This is a genomic window from Streptomyces sp. NBC_01520 (assembly GCF_045040375.1).
GTDB lineage: Bacteria > Actinomycetota > Actinomycetes > Streptomycetales > Streptomycetaceae > Streptomyces.
Map to the genome: position 1 here is coordinate 2,867,158 of NZ_CP109404.1, position 19,633 is coordinate 2,886,790.

The following is a 19,633-nucleotide window of genomic DNA, read 5'->3' on the forward strand; positions in this document are numbered from 1 at the left end:
AGTCCGGCCGCATCGGCGAACGGAACGGATCAGAGCAGTCCGGCCGCTTCGGCGAACGGAACGGATCAGAGCAGTCCGGCCGCTTCGGCGAACGGAACGGATCAGAGCAGTCCGGCCGCATCGGCGAACGGAACGGATCAGAGCAGTCCGGCCGCGTCCAGCAGGTAGTCCGTCATCGGGTCGTAGAACCGCGGGTCGGTGACGTGGTCGTCCAGCGGCACGGTGACCTGGAGGGTGCCCTCCGCCTCGCCCAGGAACAGCGCGGGGTCGTTGCAGTCCGCGTAACCGACGGAGTCGAGCCCGCGCTGCCCGGCGCACCCGGCCCACCCGTGGTCGGCCACGACCAGGTCCGGCTGCGGCCGGCCCTCACGCTCCAGACCGTCCAGGATCGCGGCCATCGGCACCGGGGAGTGCGTGTGCCACAAGGTCGCGCCCCGCTCCAGCACGGCCACGTCCGCGAACTGGAAGACCATTCCCTCGTCCGCCATGAGACCCCCGGGGATCCGGACGATCTCGCAGCCGGCCCTCCGCAGCGCGTCGGCCGTCTGCCGGTGCACATCGAGCAGCCCGCCCGGGTGCCCGGTCGCGAACAGCACCCGCTCACCGTCCGCCGCGGCCTTCCGCAGCCGGGCCGCCATCCGGTCCAGGGCGTCGACCGTCAGCTCCGGGTCGATGGTGTCCTGCCCCTGCCGGTGCTCCGGGTCGTCGCTGACCCCGCACCGCTCGGCCATCACGGCGAGCACGTCCTGCTCGTCGCGCCAGCGGTCACCGAGCTCCAGCCCCAGCCAGTAGTGGCGGTCGCCGTTGGCGAGCTTGCGGTAGTGGGAGAGGTTGTTGTCGCGGGGAGTGGCGACATCGCCCGCGATACGTGTGCGGACGAGGTGCTCGACGAGTGCGGCACGGCTGGGTATCGGCATGAACCCATTGTGCCGTGAGGAACGCGCAGTGTGCCGGTGGTATTGACCGTCGGACACCACCCGGGCCCGCCGGACGCCTTCCGGCCGCCGAGCGCCCGCGGCCGGTGAACCTCCAGCGCGCGTAAGGGCGGTCGCTGGGAGGTGAAGGACGCGAAAAGCGGGCATATCGCCCGCTTTGCGGTCTGTAGTCTCCCAGCGACGGGCAGCCCACCGGTCAGCTGGGGCCGGCCGCCGCGTCGAAGGCGCCGCCGGCGAGGCGGTGGAGCAGGGCGGCCGTGGCCTCGCGGCCGGGGAGGGCTTCGGGGCGGGCGAGGTGCGGGGTGGAGTTGAGCAGGCCGAAGACGGCGTGCACGGTGACCCGGGCCTCGTCCTCCGCGAGGGCCGGGTAGCGGGCGCGGACGACCTCGACCCAGACCTCGACGTACTCCCGCTGGAGCCGGCGGACCCGCTTGCGGTCGGTGTCGCGCAGGCGGTCCAGCTCACGGTCGTGGAGGGTGATCAGGGGGCGGTCGTCCAGGGCGAAGTCGATGTGGCCCTGGATGAGGGCGTCCAGAAGGGCCTGGGGGGAACCGCCCGGTGAGTCGGCGTCCTCGGTGACGCGGAGCCGGCCGCCCTCGAGCAGCCGCTCACTGATTCCGACGAGCAGTTCGGCGAGCATCGCGTCCTTGCCGGGGAAGTGGCGATACAGGCCGGGGCCGCTGATGCCGACCGCCGCCCCTATCTCGTCGACCCCGACCCCGTGGAAGCCGCGCTCGGCGAAGAGGCGGGCGGCCTCCTGGAGGATCTGCTCACGGCGGGTGGGAGCCGCGGCACGGGAGACGGCACGGGCGGCGCTGCGGTCGGCGGCATTGGTGCTCATGGAGATTCATTCTAGACAGGCGGGTTAGCGCTCGTTAACCTGTTCGCAATGTGTTAACGCTCATTAACGGTGTCCCCCGCGACGATGCCACAAGCGGAGGAGCGGGACATCCGAACCCGCGCTCCGTCGCGGAGGACACCGTGACTCATGCGGTACGGGCAAGGGGGCTCGACAGGATGCAGCAGGCACCGGTCCTGGTGAGCGCGGCCGATCCCGCCTCGGAGGCCTGGCAGGCCAATGAGGCGGCGCATCACGCGCTCGCCGAGGAGCTGCGCACGCGGCTCGCCACGGCACGGCTCGGCGGGGGTGAGAAGGCCCGCGCCCGGCATGTGGCGCGCGGCAAGCTGCTGCCCCGGGAGCGGGTGGACACACTGCTGGACCCGGGTTCGCCCTTCCTGGAGCTCGCCCCGCTGGCGGCCGAAGGGCTGTACGGGGGCGCCGCCCCGGCTGCCGGGGTGATCGCCGGAATCGGGCGGGTCAGCGGGCGCGAGTGCGTGATCGTCGCCAACGACGCGACCGTCAAGGGCGGCACGTACTACCCGATGACGGTGAAGAAGCACCTGCGCGCCCAGGAGGTGGCCCTGGAGAACCGGCTGCCCTGCCTGTACCTGGTGGACTCCGGGGGTGCGTTCCTCCCGATGCAGGACGAGGTGTTCCCCGACCGGGACCATTTCGGGCGCATCTTCTACAACCAGGCGCGGATGTCCGGGGCCGGTGTCCCGCAGATCGCGGCGGTGCTGGGTTCCTGCACGGCCGGTGGGGCGTACGTCCCGGCGATGAGCGACGAGGCGGTCATCGTCCGCAACCAGGGGACGATCTTCCTGGGCGGCCCGCCGCTGGTGAAGGCCGCCACCGGTGAGGTCGTCACGGCGGAGGAGCTCGGCGGCGGCGAGGTCCACTCGCGTACCTCCGGGGTCACCGACCACCTCGCCGAGGACGACGCCCACGCGCTGCGGATCGTCCGGAACATCGTCGCGACGCTCCCGGACCGCGGGGCGCTCCCCTGGTCCGTGGAGCCGGTGGACGAGCCGAAGGTCGGTCCCGCCGGGCTGTACGGGGCGGTGCCCGTCGACTCGCGGACGCCGTACGACGTACGGGAGGTGATCGCCCGGGTGGTGGACGGCTCCCGGTTCGCCGAGTTCAAGGCGGAGTACGGCCAGACGCTGATCACGGGCTTCGCCCGGATCCACGGGCATCCGGTCGGCATCGTCGCCAACAACGGGATCCTGTTCTCCGAGTCCGCCCAGAAGGGCGCTCACTTCATCGAGCTGTGCGACCAGCGCGGCATCCCCCTGGTCTTCCTGCAGAACATCTCCGGCTTCATGGTCGGCCGGGACTACGAGGCGGGTGGCATCGCCAAGCACGGCGCCAAGATGGTGACGGCCGTGGCGTGCACCCGGGTACCGAAGCTGACCGTCGTCGTCGGCGGTTCGTACGGCGCGGGCAACTACTCCATGTGCGGCCGGGCCTATTCGCCGCGCTTCCTGTGGATGTGGCCCAACGCCAAGATCTCCGTCATGGGCGGCGAGCAGGCGGCCTCGGTGCTGGCCACGGTGAAGCGGGACCAGATCGAGGGGCGCGGCGAGCAGTGGCCCGCCGAGGACGAGGAGGCGTTCAAGGATCCGGTCCGCGCGCAGTACGAGCAGCAGGGCAACGCCTACTACGCCACCGCCCGGCTCTGGGACGACGGTGTGATCGACCCGATGGAGACCCGGCAGGTGCTGGGGCTCGCCCTGACGGCCTGTGCCAACGCCCCGCTGCCCCAGAAGGATCCGGGCGGCCCGGGCTTCGGCGTCTTCCGGATGTGAGGTGAGGACTTTCATGTTCAGCACTGTTCTGGTCGCCAACCGTGGCGAGATCGCGGTCCGGGTCATCCGGACCCTGCGCGAGCTCGGCGTACGGTCGGTCGCCGTCTTCAGCGACGCGGACGCGGACGCCCGGCATGTCCGGGAGGCCGACACGGCGGTACGCATCGGGCCCGCGCCCGCCTCGATGAGTTATCTCTCCGTGGAACGGCTCCTGGACGCGGCCCGCCGCACCGGGGCCGAGGCCGTCCATCCGGGATACGGCTTCCTCGCGGAGAACGCCCACTTCGCGCAGGCCTGCGCGGATGCCGGGCTCGTCTTCATCGGCCCGCCCGCCTCGGCGATCTCGCTGATGGGCGACAAGATCCGCGCCAAGGAGACGGTTGCGGCGGCCGGGGTCCCGGTGGTTCCCGGGTCGTCCGGCAGCGGGCTCACGGACGGGCAACTGGCCGAGGCCGCCCGGGAGATCGGGATGCCCGTCCTGCTGAAACCGTCGGCGGGCGGTGGCGGCAAGGGCATGCGGCTGGTGCGCGAGGCGGCGCTGCTCGCGGACGAGATCGCGGCGGCCCGGCGCGAGGCGCGCGCCTCGTTCGGTGACGACACGCTCCTGGTGGAGCGGTGGATCGACCGGCCGCGTCACATCGAGATCCAGGTCCTGGCCGACGGGCACGGCAACGTGGTGCATCTCGGCGAGCGCGAGTGCTCGCTGCAGCGCCGCCACCAGAAGATCATCGAGGAGGCGCCCTCGGTCCTGCTCGACGGGCGGACCCGGGCGGCGATGGGTGAGGCGGCGGTCCAGGCGGCCCGGTCCTGCGGGTACGTGGGCGCGGGCACCGTGGAGTTCATCGTCCCGGGCAGCGACCCCGCCTCGTACTACTTCATGGAGATGAACACCCGCCTCCAGGTCGAGCACCCGGTCACCGAGCTGATCACCGGTCTCGACCTGGTGGAGTGGCAGCTGCGGGTCGCCTCGGGTGAGCGGCTCGCGCACACCCAGGACGGCATCACACTGACCGGGCACGCGATCGAGGCCCGGATCTGTGCGGAGGACCCGGCGCGCGGCTTCCTGCCGTCCGGTGGGACGGTGCTCGCCCTGGACGAGCCGCAGGGTGGCGGGGTCCGCACGGACTCGGGGCTCAGCGAGGGCGTCCCGGTCGGCAGCACGTACGACCCGATGCTGTCGAAGGTCATCGCGTACGGCCCCGACCGCGCCACGGCACTGCGCCGGCTGCGGGCGGCGCTGGCGGGCACCGTGGTGCTGGGCGTCCCGACGAACGCGGGCTTCCTGCGGCGGCTGCTGGCCCATCCGGCGGTGGTCGCGGGTGATCTGGACACCGGGCTGGTGGAGCGCGAGGCGGACGGCCTGGTGCCGGACGGAGTGCCGGAGGAGGTGTACGCGGCGGCGGCGCTGCTGCGGCAGCCGATGCCCGGGAGCACCTCCGGCTGGGTCGATCCGTTCTCCGTGGCCGACGGCTGGCGCCTCGGCGGCACGCCCGCCGCGACCTTCCACCACTTCCGCGTACCGGGCCATGATCCGGTGCGGGTGAGCCTGCGCACGGCTGCGGGGGGCACGGCCGAGCTGGCGTTCGGCCACGCCGGGGACCGGGACGAGCGGACCGACGCGTGCGGGCCGGTGCCCTCACTGCCCGGTGCGCAGGCGTCCCGGGTCGTCGGGGCGACCGCGCAGCGCGTCACCGTCGAACTCGACGGCCTCACCCATACGTTCAGCCGCGCGGCCTCTCCGGAGGGGGTCTGGCTCGGCCGGGACGGAGACACCTGGCACGTCCAGGACCACGATCCGGTGGAGGCCTCGCTCAGCGGCGCCGCCCGGTCCGGGGCCGACACGCTCGCTGCGCCCATGCCGGGGACGGTCACGGTGGTGAAGGTCGCGGTCGGGGACGAGGTCGCGGCCGGGCAGAGCCTGCTGGTCGTGGAGGCGATGAAGATGGAGCACGTCATCTCCGCCCCGCACGCCGGCACGGTCACCGAACTGGACGTGACCGCCGGTGCCACGGTCGCCATGGACCAGATCCTGGCCGTGGTGGCCCCGAGGGAGGAATCGTGACCGACACCCCACTGCCCATGACCGTGCCCGCTGCGGGGCTGCCCACCCGGGTCCGTATCCATGAGGTCGGGGCCCGCGACGGGCTGCAGAACGAGAAGACCGTCGTGCCGACCGAGGTGAAGGCGGAGTTCATCCGCCGGCTGGCCGTCGCCGGGCTCTCCACGATCGAGGCGACCAGCTTCGTGCACCCGAAGTGGGTGCCCCAGCTCGCCGACGCGGAGCGGCTGTTCCCGCTGCTGGGGGAGATCGCGGACGTCGGGGACGTGGCGCTGCCCGTCCTCGTGCCGAACGAACGCGGCCTGGACCGGGCGCTGGCGCTCGGCGCCCGGTCGGTGGCGGTGTTCGGGTCGGCGACGGAGACGTTCGCCGCCCGTAATCTCAACCGCACCGTGGACGAGTCGCTCGCCATGTTCGAGCCGGTCGTGGCCCGGGCGAAGGCGGACAAGGTCCATGTGCGGGGCTATCTGTCGATGTGCTTCGGGGACCCGTGGGAGGGTGCCGTGCCGCTCGCCCAGGTGGTCCGGGTCGCGCGGGCCCTGCGGGACCTCGGCTGCGACGAGCTCTCCCTCGGGGACACGATCGGCGTCGCCACTCCGGGTCATGTGGTGGCCCTGCTCGCCGAGCTGAACGGGGCGGGAGTGCCCATGGACATGATCGGGGTGCACTTCCACGACACGTACGGCCAGGCGCTCTCCAACACCCTGGCCGCGCTCCAGCAGGGGGTGACGACGGTGGACGCCTCCGCGGGCGGCCTCGGCGGCTGCCCGTACGCGAAGAGCGCGACCGGAAATCTCGCCACCGAGGATCTCGTGTGGATGCTCGACGGCCTCGGTGTCGAAACCGGGGTCGATCTCGGCGCACTCACCGCCACGAGCGTGTGGATGGCCGAACAGCTGGGACGGCCCAGCCCGTCCCGAACCGTCAAAGCGCTCTCGGCGTCACAAGCGCCGTCCCACAAGGAGTGACGTCCCATGTCCCTGGACCACCGGCTGACCGCCGAGCACGAGGAACTGCGCCGTACCGTCGAGGAGTTCGCCAACGACGTCATCGCGCCGAAGATCGGCGACTTCTACGAGCGCCATGAGTTCCCGTACGAGATCGTGCGGGAGATGGGACGGATGGGCCTGTTCGGCCTGCCGTTCCCGGAGGAGTACGGCGGGATGGGCGGGGACTACCTCGCCCTCGGGATCGCCCTGGAGGAGCTGGCCCGGGTCGACTCCTCGGTGGCGATCACCCTGGAGGCCGGGGTCTCGCTGGGCGCGATGCCGGTCTTCCGCTTCGGCACGGAGGAGCAGAAGCGGCGGTGGCTGCCGAAGCTCTGCGCGGGCGAGGCGCTGGGCGCGTTCGGGCTGACGGAGCCGGACTGCGGGTCGGACGCGGGCGGCACCCGGACGACGGCGGTGCTGGACGAAGCCACGGACGAGTGGGTGATCAACGGCTCCAAGTGCTTCATCACCAACTCCGGTACGGACATCACCGAGCTGGTCACGGTCACGGCGGTGACCGGCCGCAAGGAGAACGGCGCCCCGCTCATCTCCTCGATCATCGTCCCGTCGGGCACCCCGGGCTTCACGGTCGCCGCCCCGTACTCCAAGGTCGGCTGGAACGCCTCGGACACCCGTGAGCTGTCCTTCTCCGACGTGCGCGTCCCGGCGGCGAACCTGCTGGGCGAGAAGGGCCGTGGGTACGCGCAGTTCCTGCGGATCCTGGACGAGGGCAGGATCGCGATCTCGGCGCTGTCGACGGGCCTGGCGCAGGGCTGTGTGGACGAGTCGGTGAAGTACGCGCGGGAGCGGCACGCCTTCGGGAAGCCGATCGGCGCCAACCAGGCCATTCAGTTCAAGATCGCCGACATGGAGATGCGGGCGCACATGGCACGGATCGGCTGGCGGGACGCGGCCTCGCGGCTGCTGGCGGGCGAGCCGTTCAAGAAGGAGGCGGCGATCGCGAAGCTGTACTCGTCGACGGTGGCGGTGGACAACGCGCGGGAGGCGACGCAGATCCACGGCGGCTACGGCTTCATGAACGAGTACCCGGTGGCCCGGATGTGGCGCGACTCCAAGATCCTGGAGATCGGCGAGGGCACGAGCGAGGTCCAGCGGATGCTGATCGCGCGGGAGTTGGGGATGCAGGCCTGACGGTCCGCGGCTGTCCGCCGCACCGTCACGCGTCGTCCCCGACCCGGCTGCCCGGCTGTCCGCCGCACCGTCACGCGTCGTCCCCGACCCGGCTGTCCGGCTGTCCGGCTGTCCGGCTGTCCGGCTGTCCGGCTGTCCGGCTGTCCGGCTGTCCGGCTGTCCGGCTGTCCGGCTGTCCGGCTGTCCGGCGAACAGGCCGCTCTCATTCCGGTAACGGGAGGGGGCGGCCTTTCCCACCCCCAAAACCCTGCTGTCTGAGGTTAGGCTAACCTACCTTTCGAATCGTCGGTGGCCAGCCATGACCCCGCAGGAAAGCAGACAGCCCATGCCCAACGTCCGGACCCTCTCCCTTTCCCGCCGCGGCCTGCTGGCCGCGGGCGGAGCCGTCGGCCTCAGCGCGGTGCTCGCCGCCTGCGGTGACGGCGACAGCGACTCCGCGAAGGAGTCGTCCGGCGCCGCCGACTCCGGTCCCTGGACCTTCAAGGACGACCGCGGTCTGACCGCGAAGACGGACTCCACCCCGAAGAACATCGTCGCCTTCATCGGTGTCGCCGCCGCCCTCCACGACTACGGCATCGAGTGCAAGGGGGTCTTCGGCCCGACGAAGACCGCCGACGGGAAGGCCGATGTGCAGGCCGGCAACCTCGACATCAGCAAGGTCGAGGTGCTGGGCAACGTCTGGGGCGAGTTCAACGTCGAGAAGTACACCGGACTCGCGCCGGAGCTGCTCGTCACCGCCATGTGGGAGAAGGACGCCCTCTGGTACGTGCCGGACGAGTCGAAGGACAAGATCCTCAAGCTGGCCCCGAGCGTGGCCCTGTGGGCCGCGCAGACCACCGTCCCGAAGGCGATCCAGCGCCACGAGGACCTCGCGGCCTCCCTCGGCGCGGACGTCAGGGCCACGAAGATATCCGAGGCCAAGACCCGCTTCGAGACGGCTGCCGCCCGGCTCCGCGCCGCAGCCAGGTCCCAGCCGGACATCAAGGTCATGATCGGCTCGGCCAGTCAGGACCTCTTCTACGTCTCGCTCGCCAAGACCTCCGCGGACACCCTGTACTTCCAGGAGCTCGGCGTGCAGTTCGTCGAGCCCAAGGTCAACGCGGCTGGCTTCTTCGAGGAGCTGAGCTGGGAGAACGTGGACAAGTACGAGGCCGACATCATCATGATGGACAACCGGTCCTCGGCCCTGCAGCCCGACGCCCTGACGTCCAAGCCGACGTGGGCCCAGCTGCCCGCCGTCAAGGCCGGGCAGGTCATCCCGCGTACGACGGAGCCCATCTACTCGTACGACAAGTGCGCGCCGATCCTGGAGGACCTCGCCGAGGCCATCGAGAAGGCCAAGAAGGTCAGCTGACGAATCGGCCCGGCACGGAGCGACTCCGGGCCGGGCCGCGGCCGTTGTTCCCTGCTCCGGGGAGGAGCCCCGCCGTACGCCTGGATCGGCTCCGGGGAGGAGCCCCGCCGTACGCCTGGATCGCGGGCGAGTCGTCCGAGGTACGGGCGCTGCGCCGCCATCTCGTCCGGGAGCGGCGGACGGACCGCAAGCAGGTCACGTTCGTCGGCTGCTGGCGACGCGGGCTCAGCGAGGAGCAGCTGAGGGAGCAGGCTTCCCGGACCGCGGCGTAGGAGGATCGGGCGCCGCTGGGCCACGGCCCGGCGTCGGATTCAACCGGACCGTTCGGTCGGTTACCCCACGACGGGGCCGACGACGGGGCGGGAGCGGATCTCGTCGCCGCTGGCCGGAACCGCCTGCGGGACGACCAGGAAACCGACCACCGCGACCGAACCTGTCGCGGCCGGATTCGGGTCCGTCGGTACGGGTTCGGCCGAGGGGCACCCGTACTTCGTCGCCAACAACGGACGGCCGGGTTTCGGCGTGGACGAACACCGTGTACGCCCGGGTCGCGGCCGGGATCCGGCTGGTCCGGCCGACCGGCCGGCGTGATCGAGCCACTTCCACAGCGGGCACCGGCCCGGACACGGGCGGGGTCCGCCGGTGGCGCGGCTGGCAGAATCCGCCGCAAAGCGGACATCATCATGCGGGACGGGTCGTGGAACTTCGACGGGGACGCAGTACGCGTCGCGCCGGGGCAGCAAGGTCCACCCCGTACGGCAGGACCTGGGTGAGTTCGCCGTCCCGCTGCGGGCGCTGGCCGGGATCTCGTTCGAGCCGGACCGCAAGGGCGGCCGACTGCGGCTGCGCACCGGGGCGTGCCGGGTGCTGCGCGCGGCGGACGGCAGGCCCAAGGAAGCCTCCGACCCGTATCAGCTCGTCATGGAGAAGGACCGCACGGGCGTGGCCGAGTACCTCGTCGACGAGGTGCGCAGCGCCCTGCTGATCGAGCAGGTGCCCGACGGGCCGGTGGACCGCTTCCTGCTGCCGGGGCCCGCCCTGCCGGTCTCCGGGGCGGCGGGGACGGTACGGCGTCGTTCGACGGGGAGACCGTGCGGCTCACCTGGAACGGGAAGGCCGCGGAGTCGAAGCTGTCCGGCGGCGCGGTCGCCTTCCCGGTGTCGCGGGTGACGGGCGTGCGCCGGCTGCCGGCCCTCGGCCTTGAGAACGGCCGGCTGCGATTCGAGAACGGCCGCGGCCCCACATCGGGACCTGCCAGGTTCGGCCCGTACGCGCTGGAGCTGTGGGGGCTGTCGAAGAAGGAGTACGCGGCCGTGCTCGTCGCCGCGGCCGTCCTGGCGCGGCTGCCGGAGACCGGGGCCTCGGTGGAGGCGGCGCCCGTCGGGGCCGCCGTGCCGCCCGCCGACGATCACGACGTGCTGCTGCGCAGCCTGCGTGAGCTCGGCGAGCCGCATCGGGCGGGGGCCCTCACCGACGACGGGTTCAGCACCGCGAAGCAGGCTGTCCTCAAGCGCCTCTGAGCGGATCGGGCGGATCGGCAGCGCATTTCTGTGACCCCTGCCCGATATCGGGCAGATTTCTTGCGCTACGCGCCCGCACCACGCAATATCGACGAGTGCTCGAACGCCGCCCGTCGCACGACGACCTCATCGACCACCTCGTACGCTCCACCGCGCTCCAGCGCGGCGAGGCCGCCAGGGTGATCCTCGATGTCCTGGCGTACTTCGACGAGACGACCGAGGACTTCGTCCGCCGCCGCCACCGCGAACTGCAGTCCGGCGGCCTGGTGAACACGGAGATCTTCGAGCGGATCACGGCCGAGCTGCCGTACCGCGCTGTGGCGCCGCAGGAGCTCTCGCTCCGGCAGCTTCGCCGCATCGTCTACGGCTGAGCCGGGCCCGGGCGGGCCGAGCACTCATTGTGTACGTCGATGGAGGGGCAGAGACTCTATGTGCGGAATCGTCGGTTACATCGGGAAGCGTGACGTGGCTCCACTGCTGCTGGAAGGCCTGCAGCGGCTGGAGTACCGGGGGTACGACTCGGCGGGCATCGTCATCACGGGCAAGGCCGCCGCAGGCAGGCCGGGCACCCTGAAGACGGTCAAGGCCAAGGGCCGGGTCCGTGAGCTGGAGGCCCGCGTACCCAAGCGGTTCGCCGGCACCACCGGGATCGCCCACACCCGCTGGGCCACCCACGGCGCCCCGAGCGACGAGAACGCGCACCCGCACCTGGACGCGGAGAACAAGGTCGCCGTCGTCCACAACGGCATCATCGACAACGCCTCCGAGCTCCGCGCGAAGCTGGTCGCCGACGGCATCGTCTTCCTCTCCGAGACCGACACCGAGGTGCTGGTCCACCTGATCGCCCGCTCGCAGGCCGTCACCCTGGAGGAGAAGGTCCGCGAGGCGCTGAAGTCCGTCGAGGGCACGTACGGCATCGCCGTCCTGCACGCCGACTTCAACGACCGCATCGTCGTCGCGCGCAACGGCTCCCCGGTCGTGCTCGGTATCGGCGAGAAGGAGATGTTCGTCGCCTCCGACGTCGCGGCCCTCGTCACACACACCCGTCAGATCGTCACGCTGGACGACGGCGAGATGGCCACCCTCAAGGCCGACGACTTCCGTACGTACACCACCGAGGGCTCGACCACGACGGCCACGCCCACGACCGTGGAGTGGGAGGCCGAGTCGTACGACATGGGCGGCCACGACACGTACATGCACAAGGAGATCTCCGAGCAGGCCGACGCCGTGGACCGCGTGCTGCGCGGCCGCATCGACGACCGCTTCTCCACCGTGCACCTGGGCGGCCTGAACCTGGACGCCCGTGAGGCGCGCGGGGTCCGCCGGATCAAGATCCTGGGCTGCGGCACCTCGTACCACGCGGGCATGATCGGCGCCGGCCTCATCGAGGAGCTGGCCCGCATCCCCGCGGACGCCGAGCCCGCCTCCGAGTTCCGCTACCGCAACCCGGTCGTGGACCCCGACACCCTGTACGTCGCCGTCTCCCAGTCCGGTGAGACCTACGACGTGCTGGCCGCCGTCCAGGAGCTGAAGCGCAAGGGCGCCCGCGTCCTCGGCGTCGTGAACGTCGTCGGCTCGGCGATCGCCCGTGAGGCCGACGGCGGGATGTACGTCCACGCGGGCCCCGAGGTCTGCGTCGTCTCCACCAAGTGCTTCACCAACACCGTGGTCGCCTTCGCGCTGCTCGCCCTGCACCTGGGCCGCATCCGCGACCTGTCGGTCGCCGACGGCAAGCGGATCATCGAGGGGCTGCGCCGGCTGCCGGAGCAGATCGGTCAGATCCTGGAGTCGGAGGACGAGATCAAGAAGCTGGCCGAGGAGTACGCGGGCGCGCAGTCGATGATGTTCATCGGCCGCGTCCGGGGTTACCCCGTCGCACTGGAGGCCTCCCTGAAGCTCAAGGAGATCTCGTACATCCACGCCGAGGCCTACCCCGCCTCGGAGCTCAAGCACGGTCCGCTCGCGCTCATCGAGCCGGCGCTTCCCACGGTCGCGATCGTCCCGGACGACGACCTGCTGGAGAAGAACCGTGCGGCACTGGAGGAGATCAAGGCCCGTAGCGGCCGCATCCTGGCCGTGGCGCACCGCGAGCAGGAGAAGGCCGACCACACGATCCTCGTCCCGAAGAACGAGAACGAGCTGGACCCGATCCTGATGGGCATCCCGCTGCAGCTGTTCGCCTACCACACGGCGCTCGCCATGGGCCGTGACATCGACAAGCCGCGCAACCTGGCGAAGTCGGTCACCGTCGAGTAGACCCGCGGTCCGCACCGGGCAGCGGCCCTCGCATCACGCCATCGCGGATGCGGGGGCCGTTCTCCGTCCGGCGGGCCGCTCGACTCACCGGCTTACAGGGCCGCTTGACGGCCCCTCAGGAGCCCTACGGCGACCGAGGGGACCCGCCGGGCAGCCCGCACGGGCCGGGCACCCGCCCAGGGGCACCGGCCGCAGGCTCAGGGCTCAGGGCTCAGGGCTCAGGGGATGACGATGACGGGGCGCTGGGCGCGACGGGCGAGCCGGCCGGCCACCGAGCCGAAGATCCGGCCCACGATGCCGTGCGTGGAGCCCACCACGATCGCGTCGGCCGAATACTCCCGGCCGACCTCCTCCAGCTCGTGACAGATGTCCCCGCCGCGCTCGACGAGCACCCACGGCACCTCCGCCAGATAGTCCGCGCAGGCCAGCTCCAGGCCGAGGACCTCGGTGCGGTGATCGGGCACGTCGACGAAGACGGGAGGCTCGCAGCCCGCCCAGACGGTGGTCGGCAGCCGGTTGGCCACATGGACGATGATCAGCCCCGAGCCCAGCCTGCTCGCCATACCGATGGCGTACGCGAGGGCTCGCTCGCTGGACATGGATCCGTCGAAACCGACCACGACCCCATGCCGGAAGGCGGGATCGCATGAAGGGCGCGACTCTTCGACCGTCCGAGGGTCCGACCGTGGGTCGGCTACCTGCTTGCGGTCTGCGGGTTCAGGGATTTCGTGACCGGCCATCGATGTCTCGGCGAAGAGAGTCCTCGTGAGGAGAGAGCGGTGTGGAGGTGTGCCTGCGAGCGATGAAGCTGTGTCCGGGAAGCATCTTCCCAACCCCCTACCCCCAAGGGTACGGCGCCACTCCTTCACCGCCCAGCCCTCGCAAAGCGCTTGCGGTAATGGAGGGAGCATGCCGGACACCGCCCCGTATGGCAATGCCGGCTGTGTCGTACATCCAGCTCGTGGAACGCCGGCGCTCACCGCACTCGGCCCTTCCGGCACCCACGACCGGATCCGGGCCGGGCGGCCGAAAGCATCACAAGCCCCACCGACCCCGGCGTCACACCGCGCCATCGGACGACTCCTCTTCGCACCCGTCCCGGGGCAGGATGGTCCACAGAGACCGAAGGGGCGCATGGAAGCTGTCCGTCATTGAGGTGGTGCGCCGGTGGCATGACTGGAATACGCGCACACAACCGCTGGTTTTCAGCCAACTTCCCCCAGGACCCTGATTCCTGGCGTTCCGGCCGACCAACCCACGTGCCAGCAGGCAGGAATAGACCGCGCGGTACGCTTTGAACCAACGCGGACGGGCCATGATCGTCAGGCGCACTTCCCTGTGGGGCTCGCGAGTGGAACGCTTCGTGATCGAATGCTTCGCGCCAAGTTGCCTTGTCGACATAGTGCCGGTGGGGGAACGTGTCACGTCGGCACCACGGAACACAGTAGATTCGATCATGAGTGTCGAAGACTGGGGACGCGTGCGAGACCGAGGGGAAACGTGCAGGAGCGACAGGCCCGTAGGGACCAGGGAGACGCGAACACCGAGGGGGGCTTAGCGTCATGAGCCAGGACTCCGCCACCGCAACGGAGGCCGCACGGAAACTGACCGGGCGGCGACGCCGGGAAGTCGTAGCCGTACTGCTGTTCAGTGGCGGCCCTATCTTCGAGAGCTCCATCCCGCTCTCCGTTTTCGGAATCGACCGGCAGGACGCGGGAGTTCCGCGCTACCGCCTGCTGGTCTGCGGCGGCGAGGATGGGCCGCTGCGCACCACCGGCGGGCTCGAACTCAGCGCGCCGTACGGCCTGGAGGCCATCAGCAGGGCCGGCACGGTGGTGGTACCCGCCTGGCGGTCCATCACCTCGCCGCCGCCCGCCGAGGCACTGGACGCGCTGCGGCGTGCCCATGAGGAGGGCGCGCGCATCGTCGGACTGTGCACGGGAGCCTTCGTGCTCGCGGCGGCCGGTCTGCTGGACGGCCGCCCGGCCACCACACACTGGATGTACGCACCGACGCTGGCCAAGCGCTACCCGTCGGTGCACGTCGATCCGCGTGAGCTGTTCGTCGACGACGGCGATGTGCTCACCTCGGCCGGGACCGCGGCCGGAATCGATCTGTGCCTCCACATAGTCCGTACCGACCACGGCACGGAGGCGGCCGGCGCACTGGCTCGCCGGCTCGTCGTACCGCCGCGGCGCAGTGGCGGTCAGGAGCGCTACCTGGACAGGTCTCTGCCTGAAGAGATCGGCTCCGACCCGCTCGCCGAGGTCGTGGCCTGGGCGCTGGAGCATCTCCACGAGCAGTTCGACGTGGAGACACTGGCCGCGCGCGCCTACATGAGCAGGCGGACCTTCGACCGCAGGTTCCGTTCGCTCACAGGCAGCGCACCGCTCCAGTGGCTCATCACCCAGCGCGTGCTGCAGGCGCAGCGTCTGCTCGAGACCTCCGACTATTCCGTCGACGAGGTCGCGGGCCGCTGCGGCTTCCGCTCGCCGGTCGCGCTGCGCGGGCACTTCCGCCGCCAGCTGGGCTCCTCCCCCGCCGCGTACCGGGCCGCCTATCGGGCCCGTCGTCCGCAGGGCGGAGGGCTGGAGGGTGCCACCACGATGATCGAGGCGTCCGTGCCCGTCCAGGACACGGCATCGAGCCGGCGGGCCGCTGCGGCGGCCTCCCCCGGCCCGTCCCCGGCCGTCGCGACAGGGGCCTCCGGCGGCGCGGCGGAGCACCTCAGGACGGGTGCCGAGGCGTACGTTCCCGGGCGCCCGACCCTGCCGGGGCAGCGGAGTGCCCCGTAGGGTGGGGGCCATGAACGACCGCATGGTGTGGATCGACTGCGAGATGACCGGGCTCTCGCTGACGGACGACGCACTCATCGAGGTGGCCGCACTGGTCACCGACTCGGAACTGAACGTGCTCGGCGAAGGGGTGGACATCGTGATCCGCCCGCCGGACGCGGCCCTGGAGACCATGCCCGAGGTGGTGCGGCAGATGCACACCGCCTCGGGCCTCCTCGACGAGCTGGCCGGGGGCACGACCCTGGCCGACGCGGAGGAGCGGGTCCTGGCCTACGTACGCGAACACGTGAAGGAGCCGGGCAAGGCCCCGCTGTGCGGGAATTCGGTCGGCACCGACCGCGGCTTCCTGTCGCGGGACATGCCGTCACTGGAGGGCTACCTCCACTACCGGATCGTCGATGTGTCCTCCGTCAAGGAGCTGGCGCGCCGCTGGTACCCCAGGGCGTACTTCAACAGTCCGGACAAGAACGGGAACCACCGGGCGCTCGCGGACATCCGTGACTCCATCACGGAGCTGCGCTACTACCGGGAGGCGGTCTTCGTACCGCAGCCCGGCCCGGACTCGGCACGCGCCAAGGAGATCGCGGCGCGCCACACCGGCCCCGCCGGGCAGTAGCGGCGACGCCCCTGGTCACAGCCCCTTGCGGGGGCTCCCGGGGGCGCCGGGCCGGCCCGGGGAAAAGGGGTGCGCGAGCACCCTCCCGGACCCTGTACACTTTTTCTCGGCCGGTCGGAAACGACCGGACGACATGGTGGGTATAGCTCAGCTGGCAGAGCACCTGGTTGTGGTCCAGGATGTCGCGGGTTCAAGTCCCGTTACTCACCCTCATCGATGAAGGCCCGGTCTGCGAAAGCAGGCCGGGCCTTCATCGTGTCCGGAGGCACCTGCCGCGGGCCTGTCCGGGGGTATCAGCTGCGTATCAGCGTGGTGACAGAGCGCTCTGCCATAGTTGTTCTCAGAACAGCAAGGCGCACCACCAAGGAGAGGTTCCCGTAGCGGCCCAACGGGATCCCGGCGCAAGCCGGGAGAAGCCTCACAGCTTGCGCAGGTTCGAATCCTGCCCTCTCCGCGAGTACCACCCGCACAGCACCACGCACCACCAAGGAGAGGTTCCCGTAGCGGCCCAACGGGATCCCGGCGCAAGCCGGGAGAAGCCTCACAGCTTGCGCAGGTTCGAATCCTGCCCTCTCCGCCAGCACCACCCGCACAGCACCACGCACCACCAAGGAGAGGTTCCCGTAGCGGCCCAACGGGATCCCGGCGCAAGCCGGGAGAAGCCTCACAGCTTGCGCAGGTTCGAATCCTGCCCTCTCCGCCAGCACCACCCGCACAGCACCACGCACCACCAAGGAGAGGTTCCCGTAGCGGCCCAACGGGATCCCGGCGCAAGCCGGGAGAAGCCTCACAGCTTGCGCAGGTTCGAATCCTGCCCTCTCCGCCAGCTCGCTCACCGTGCCACCTGGGCCCACCCGGCTCAGGTGGCCGCCAGCGTCTCGCGGATGACCTGGAGTCCCTGGTCCATCGTCGCGGCGAACGACGGGGCGATCTCGTCCGGCAGCACGTCGCGGATCCACACCAGGCGGCTGCGGTGCTCCCCCTCGGCAAGGACCTGGAACGACGCGTTGTCGTGAACGGGACACGTCGTGTCGCCGATGACGGCCCAGGCGATGCGGTGCGCCTCGTCGTCCCGGGAGATCAGCCGTTCACGGGCCACCACACCGTTCGCGAAGGTCACGACTCGTACGTCGGCGGACGCCAGTTCCGTCCTGACCACGAAATCGGGTGCCATGCGAGGCGGCCCCTCGGCGAAGTCCCCGATGACCTCCCAGACGTCGTCGGCACTGGCCTCGATGGTGATCTCTCTGATGACGGAGGCCACGGTCACGCCGCCCGGAGGGCAGGCCGGCAGGATACGAAGGGGCTCACAAGGACTCCGGGCTCAGGTGGTCGATCGGGGGGCGCGTCACGCCCGCGCCGGACCGCTCGATCGTAGGATCGGCGGCGGACCCCTGCGTCCGCCGCCACCCGTTCGGAGCCGCATGATCACCCGTACGAGGACCCCCGTCGCCCCGTGACGCGGCGGGGGGCGGCAGCACCCGCTCCCGGCGAGCCGGGAGCGAACCGGCCGCTCACCGTCAGGTGCGCAGGCTCAGCGAGCGCAGCGAGGCCGTCCGCGCCAGTAGGGCCTCGTCGTGCTCCAGGATGGCGCTCTCGTAGGAGTGCAGCATCGGTGAGGGTTCCACGCCCAGCTCCTCGTTGAGCCGGTGGCGGAACTGCCGGTAGGTCTGGAGGGCGTCGATCTGGCGGCCCGACCGGTACAGGGCGATCATCAGCAGCCCGCAGAACTGCTCCTGCATCGGGTTCTGCGAGAGGGTCTCCGTGAGCTCCGGCACGATCCTCGCGTACTCGCCGGACCTCAGTTCGATCTCATAGAGGAGCTCCAGGGCGGACAGCCTGGCCTCCTCGTACTTGGAGGCCGCGGTACGGCAGAGAGGCCCCCCGGCCACCCCGCCGAACACCGGTCCGCGCCAGAGCCTGATGGCCCGCCGCAATTCCGCCGCGCTGCGACAGGGGTCCGCTTCGGAACTCGCACGGATGGATCCGACCGAATCCAGGAACACCTGGGCGTCGAGTTCACCGGGGTGGATGTTGAATTGATATCCCGATACCGTCGTAATGATTCGGTCGGCCGCTCCGCCGTCCACGCGGACCAAAGTACGCCGGAGTCTGCTTATCTGAGCCTGCAAAGCATTGTTCATCTTGTTCGGCGGTGTCGTTCCCCATAATTCATCCGCCAGGGTTTCCACCGTTACCAGCCTGCCGGCCACCGCCATGAAAGAAGCGAACAACAATTGTTGCATCGCGCCCTTCGGCTGGGCGACATGGTCACCGGATTTTATTTCCGAGGGCCCGAGAATGAAGAAGTGCATAACCCCTCCGCGAAATGGCACGTTCGGTCATTTGAGAAGACGTCAGGGTGGATGACCATCGTGCCCGATCAGGGCGCCTGCCGGGACGGCACACACAGGGCTCACCGCTCCCCGGGTACACGGACCGTGACGCCGGCAGCCGTCCGTGCGGTCAACACGGGCGGCGCTCCCCCACGTCACGTTTCCCTTCGCGACCTGCTCATCTCCCCGTTGCTACGTACACACGCCGGGTACTCCGAGAACGCCTACGGGTCGGTCGTGGGCACCCCCGGTCCCGCACCTCGGTCCGTGCCCTCGGTTTCCTCCCGGGCGGCGTCGATCGGCACGGACGAAGGCCCGGAACGCCCCCCTACGAGCGGGTAGACGGATTCCCTGCCTCCGCTTGGCAGCGGAGCAGATGTTCGGAGCATGCTTCCATCACCCTTTCCAACGGAGGACGATCAGCTCTGAGAGGTCGACTCGCGGCCGACTCCGGTCCGACTTCAAAGGAAACCATTCAATCGGTTTCTTGTATAGGACTCCTCGAAGATTCGTTCCCCTCCGTCCTGCAATACTCCCGCAATACTCCACCGACGCTGTTGCGTGCACCTATTGCATGGTGCACAGGGGTCACGGCGAGGCAGCACGGGCCACTCATTCGACGACCGCCATTGACCGGGTGAGGAGGTTCATCGGACCGGTAGGAATGACCGAAAGCGATTGCACAGCCGGGCCGCGGCCCGCGCGCGTTCGAGATTCCGAAGGGCGCTCCCGGTGCGACCGGCCGGTCCTGGACCGCAGCCGACGGGCACCCTGTCACCGTTCCGCTTCCGTCGGCGCCGCGCATCGATCAGGGCAGCTGGCCGAGATGCATCGCCCCCCGCGCCACTCGCGCACCGGCGCTACCGGCATCCGGGCGCGAACCGGGCGCGAACGGGCCGCGAACCGGGCGCGAACGGGCCGCGAACCGGGCGCGAACGGGCCGCGATCCGGGCGCGCGCCGGCCGCGCA

The 19,633-nt window shown here is 70.5% G+C and carries 15 protein-coding genes, 5 tRNA genes and 2 pseudogenes; 16 read left to right on the forward strand and 6 right to left on the reverse strand.

The window, feature by feature from the left end; all coding sequences use genetic code 11:
- Positions 1 to 137: 137 nt before the first annotated feature.
- Entirely contained in the window at positions 138 to 917 is a 780-nt protein-coding gene (locus tag OG524_RS12910) for a phosphatase (RefSeq protein ID WP_405390702.1), read from the reverse strand.
- Between the two features lie 214 nt (positions 918 to 1,131).
- Positions 1,132 to 1,776, reverse strand: a complete 645-nt coding sequence (locus OG524_RS12915) for a TetR/AcrR family transcriptional regulator (RefSeq protein ID WP_405390701.1) — start codon at positions 1,774 to 1,776, stop codon at positions 1,132 to 1,134.
- Positions 1,777 to 1,952: 176 nt separating this feature from the next.
- On the opposite strand from OG524_RS12915, the gene OG524_RS12920 reads away from it, so the two are divergent.
- The 6 genes and pseudogenes from OG524_RS12920 to OG524_RS12945 form a co-directional block, all read left to right on the forward strand.
- Positions 1,953 to 3,584 carry a carboxyl transferase domain-containing protein gene (locus OG524_RS12920; protein WP_405390700.1) on the forward strand — a complete coding sequence of 544 codons (1,632 nt, stop codon included), beginning with the start codon at positions 1,953 to 1,955 and terminating at the stop codon, positions 3,582 to 3,584.
- Between the two features lie 13 nt (positions 3,585 to 3,597).
- The gene (locus tag OG524_RS12925; protein WP_405390699.1) at positions 3,598 to 5,646 is read left to right on the forward strand and encodes a biotin carboxylase N-terminal domain-containing protein; all 2,049 of its coding nucleotides are present in this window, start codon (positions 3,598 to 3,600) and stop codon (positions 5,644 to 5,646) included.
- A gap of 17 nt (positions 5,647 to 5,663) precedes the next feature.
- On the forward strand, positions 5,664 to 6,611 hold the full coding sequence (locus tag OG524_RS12930) for a hydroxymethylglutaryl-CoA lyase (protein WP_405812456.1): 948 nt from the start codon (positions 5,664 to 5,666) through the stop codon (positions 6,609 to 6,611).
- Between the two features lie 6 nt (positions 6,612 to 6,617).
- Positions 6,618 to 7,784 (forward strand): acyl-CoA dehydrogenase family protein, encoded by a 1,167-nt coding sequence (locus OG524_RS12935; RefSeq protein ID WP_405810286.1) that lies wholly within the window; start codon positions 6,618 to 6,620, stop codon positions 7,782 to 7,784.
- Between the two features lie 325 nt (positions 7,785 to 8,109).
- A complete protein-coding gene (locus tag OG524_RS12940) occupies positions 8,110 to 9,138 on the forward strand; it encodes an ABC transporter substrate-binding protein (protein WP_405390697.1) in 1,029 nt (342 codons plus the stop codon).
- Between the two features lie 71 nt (positions 9,139 to 9,209).
- Positions 9,210 to 9,410, forward strand: a pseudogene (locus OG524_RS12945) (SIP domain-containing protein); the annotation flags it as partial.
- Positions 9,411 to 9,470: 60 nt separating this feature from the next.
- On the opposite strand, the gene OG524_RS12950 reads toward OG524_RS12945, so the two are convergent.
- Entirely contained in the window at positions 9,471 to 9,638 is a 168-nt protein-coding gene (locus OG524_RS12950) for a hypothetical protein (protein WP_405810288.1), read from the reverse strand.
- A 183-nt stretch (positions 9,639 to 9,821) separates the two neighbouring features.
- On the opposite strand from OG524_RS12950, the pseudogene OG524_RS12955 reads away from it, so the two are divergent.
- The 3 genes and pseudogenes from OG524_RS12955 (at position 9,822) to glmS (ending at position 12,917) form a co-directional block, all read left to right on the forward strand.
- Positions 9,822 to 10,658, forward strand: a pseudogene (locus tag OG524_RS12955) (DUF4429 domain-containing protein).
- 95 nt (positions 10,659 to 10,753) lie between these two features.
- Positions 10,754 to 11,029, forward strand: coding sequence for a hypothetical protein (locus OG524_RS12960; protein WP_405390693.1), 276 nt, complete (start codon positions 10,754 to 10,756; stop codon positions 11,027 to 11,029).
- A 58-nt stretch (positions 11,030 to 11,087) separates the two neighbouring features.
- Positions 11,088 to 12,917 carry a glutamine--fructose-6-phosphate transaminase (isomerizing) gene (gene glmS / locus OG524_RS12965; RefSeq protein ID WP_405390692.1) on the forward strand — a complete coding sequence of 610 codons (1,830 nt, stop codon included), beginning with the start codon at positions 11,088 to 11,090 and terminating at the stop codon, positions 12,915 to 12,917.
- A 218-nt stretch (positions 12,918 to 13,135) separates the two neighbouring features.
- On the opposite strand, the gene OG524_RS12970 is transcribed toward glmS, so the two are convergent.
- Positions 13,136 to 13,657 (reverse strand): universal stress protein, encoded by a 522-nt coding sequence (locus tag OG524_RS12970; protein ID WP_384497275.1) that lies wholly within the window; start codon positions 13,655 to 13,657, stop codon positions 13,136 to 13,138.
- A gap of 822 nt (positions 13,658 to 14,479) precedes the next feature.
- Here OG524_RS12970 and OG524_RS12975 point away from each other — a divergent pair.
- The 7 genes from OG524_RS12975 to OG524_RS13005 all read left to right on the forward strand — a co-directional run bounded on the left by OG524_RS12975 (position 14,480) and on the right by OG524_RS13005 (position 17,154).
- Complete coding sequence (locus tag OG524_RS12975) at positions 14,480 to 15,712, forward strand: helix-turn-helix domain-containing protein (RefSeq protein WP_405810291.1); 1,233 nt, start codon at positions 14,480 to 14,482, stop codon at positions 15,710 to 15,712.
- Between the two features lie 10 nt (positions 15,713 to 15,722).
- On the forward strand, positions 15,723 to 16,328 hold the full coding sequence (orn, locus tag OG524_RS12980; RefSeq protein ID WP_405390688.1) for an oligoribonuclease: 606 nt from the start codon (positions 15,723 to 15,725) through the stop codon (positions 16,326 to 16,328).
- Positions 16,329 to 16,464: 136 nt separating this feature from the next.
- Positions 16,465 to 16,537: transfer RNA gene (locus tag OG524_RS12985), tRNA-His, on the forward strand.
- A 156-nt stretch (positions 16,538 to 16,693) separates the two neighbouring features.
- A tRNA-Leu gene (locus tag OG524_RS12990) sits at positions 16,694 to 16,782 on the forward strand.
- 34 nt (positions 16,783 to 16,816) lie between these two features.
- Positions 16,817 to 16,908 (forward strand) — tRNA-Leu (locus tag OG524_RS12995).
- 31 nt (positions 16,909 to 16,939) lie between these two features.
- A tRNA-Leu gene (locus OG524_RS13000) sits at positions 16,940 to 17,031 on the forward strand.
- Between the two features lie 31 nt (positions 17,032 to 17,062).
- Positions 17,063 to 17,154, forward strand: a tRNA-Leu gene (locus tag OG524_RS13005).
- Positions 17,155 to 17,187: 33 nt separating this feature from the next.
- On the opposite strand, the gene OG524_RS13010 is transcribed toward OG524_RS13005, so the two are convergent.
- Positions 17,188 to 17,598 (reverse strand): SRPBCC family protein, encoded by a 411-nt coding sequence (locus OG524_RS13010; protein WP_405390687.1) that lies wholly within the window; start codon positions 17,596 to 17,598, stop codon positions 17,188 to 17,190.
- A 250-nt stretch (positions 17,599 to 17,848) separates the two neighbouring features.
- Positions 17,849 to 18,643, reverse strand: coding sequence for a BTAD domain-containing putative transcriptional regulator (locus tag OG524_RS13015; protein WP_405810293.1), 795 nt, complete (start codon positions 18,641 to 18,643; stop codon positions 17,849 to 17,851).
- Positions 18,644 to 19,633: the final 990 nt, after the last annotated feature.

What these genes read in the sequence shown, in the direction of transcription:
- OG524_RS12910 (WP_405390702.1), bottom strand. Translation starts at nt 917, where the DNA reads ATGCCGATACCCAGCCGTGCCGCACTCGTCGAGCACCTCGTCCGCACA.
- OG524_RS12915 (WP_405390701.1), bottom strand. Translation starts at nt 1,776, where the DNA reads ATGAGCACCAATGCCGCCGACCGCAGCGCCGCCCGTGCCGTCTCCCGT.
- OG524_RS12920 (WP_405390700.1), top strand. Translation starts at nt 1,953, where the DNA reads ATGCAGCAGGCACCGGTCCTGGTGAGCGCGGCCGATCCCGCCTCGGAG.
- OG524_RS12925 (WP_405390699.1), top strand. Translation starts at nt 3,598, where the DNA reads ATGTTCAGCACTGTTCTGGTCGCCAACCGTGGCGAGATCGCGGTCCGG.
- OG524_RS12930 (WP_405812456.1), top strand. Translation starts at nt 5,664, where the DNA reads ATGACCGTGCCCGCTGCGGGGCTGCCCACCCGGGTCCGTATCCATGAG.
- OG524_RS12935 (WP_405810286.1), top strand. Translation starts at nt 6,618, where the DNA reads ATGTCCCTGGACCACCGGCTGACCGCCGAGCACGAGGAACTGCGCCGT.
- OG524_RS12940 (WP_405390697.1), top strand. Translation starts at nt 8,110, where the DNA reads ATGCCCAACGTCCGGACCCTCTCCCTTTCCCGCCGCGGCCTGCTGGCC.
- glmS (WP_405390692.1), top strand. Translation starts at nt 11,088, where the DNA reads ATGTGCGGAATCGTCGGTTACATCGGGAAGCGTGACGTGGCTCCACTG.
- OG524_RS12970 (WP_384497275.1), bottom strand. Translation starts at nt 13,657, where the DNA reads ATGGCCGGTCACGAAATCCCTGAACCCGCAGACCGCAAGCAGGTAGCC.
- OG524_RS12975 (WP_405810291.1), top strand. Translation starts at nt 14,480, where the DNA reads ATGAGCCAGGACTCCGCCACCGCAACGGAGGCCGCACGGAAACTGACC.
- orn (WP_405390688.1), top strand. Translation starts at nt 15,723, where the DNA reads ATGAACGACCGCATGGTGTGGATCGACTGCGAGATGACCGGGCTCTCG.
- OG524_RS13015 (WP_405810293.1), bottom strand. Translation starts at nt 18,643, where the DNA reads ATGCACTTCTTCATTCTCGGGCCCTCGGAAATAAAATCCGGTGACCAT.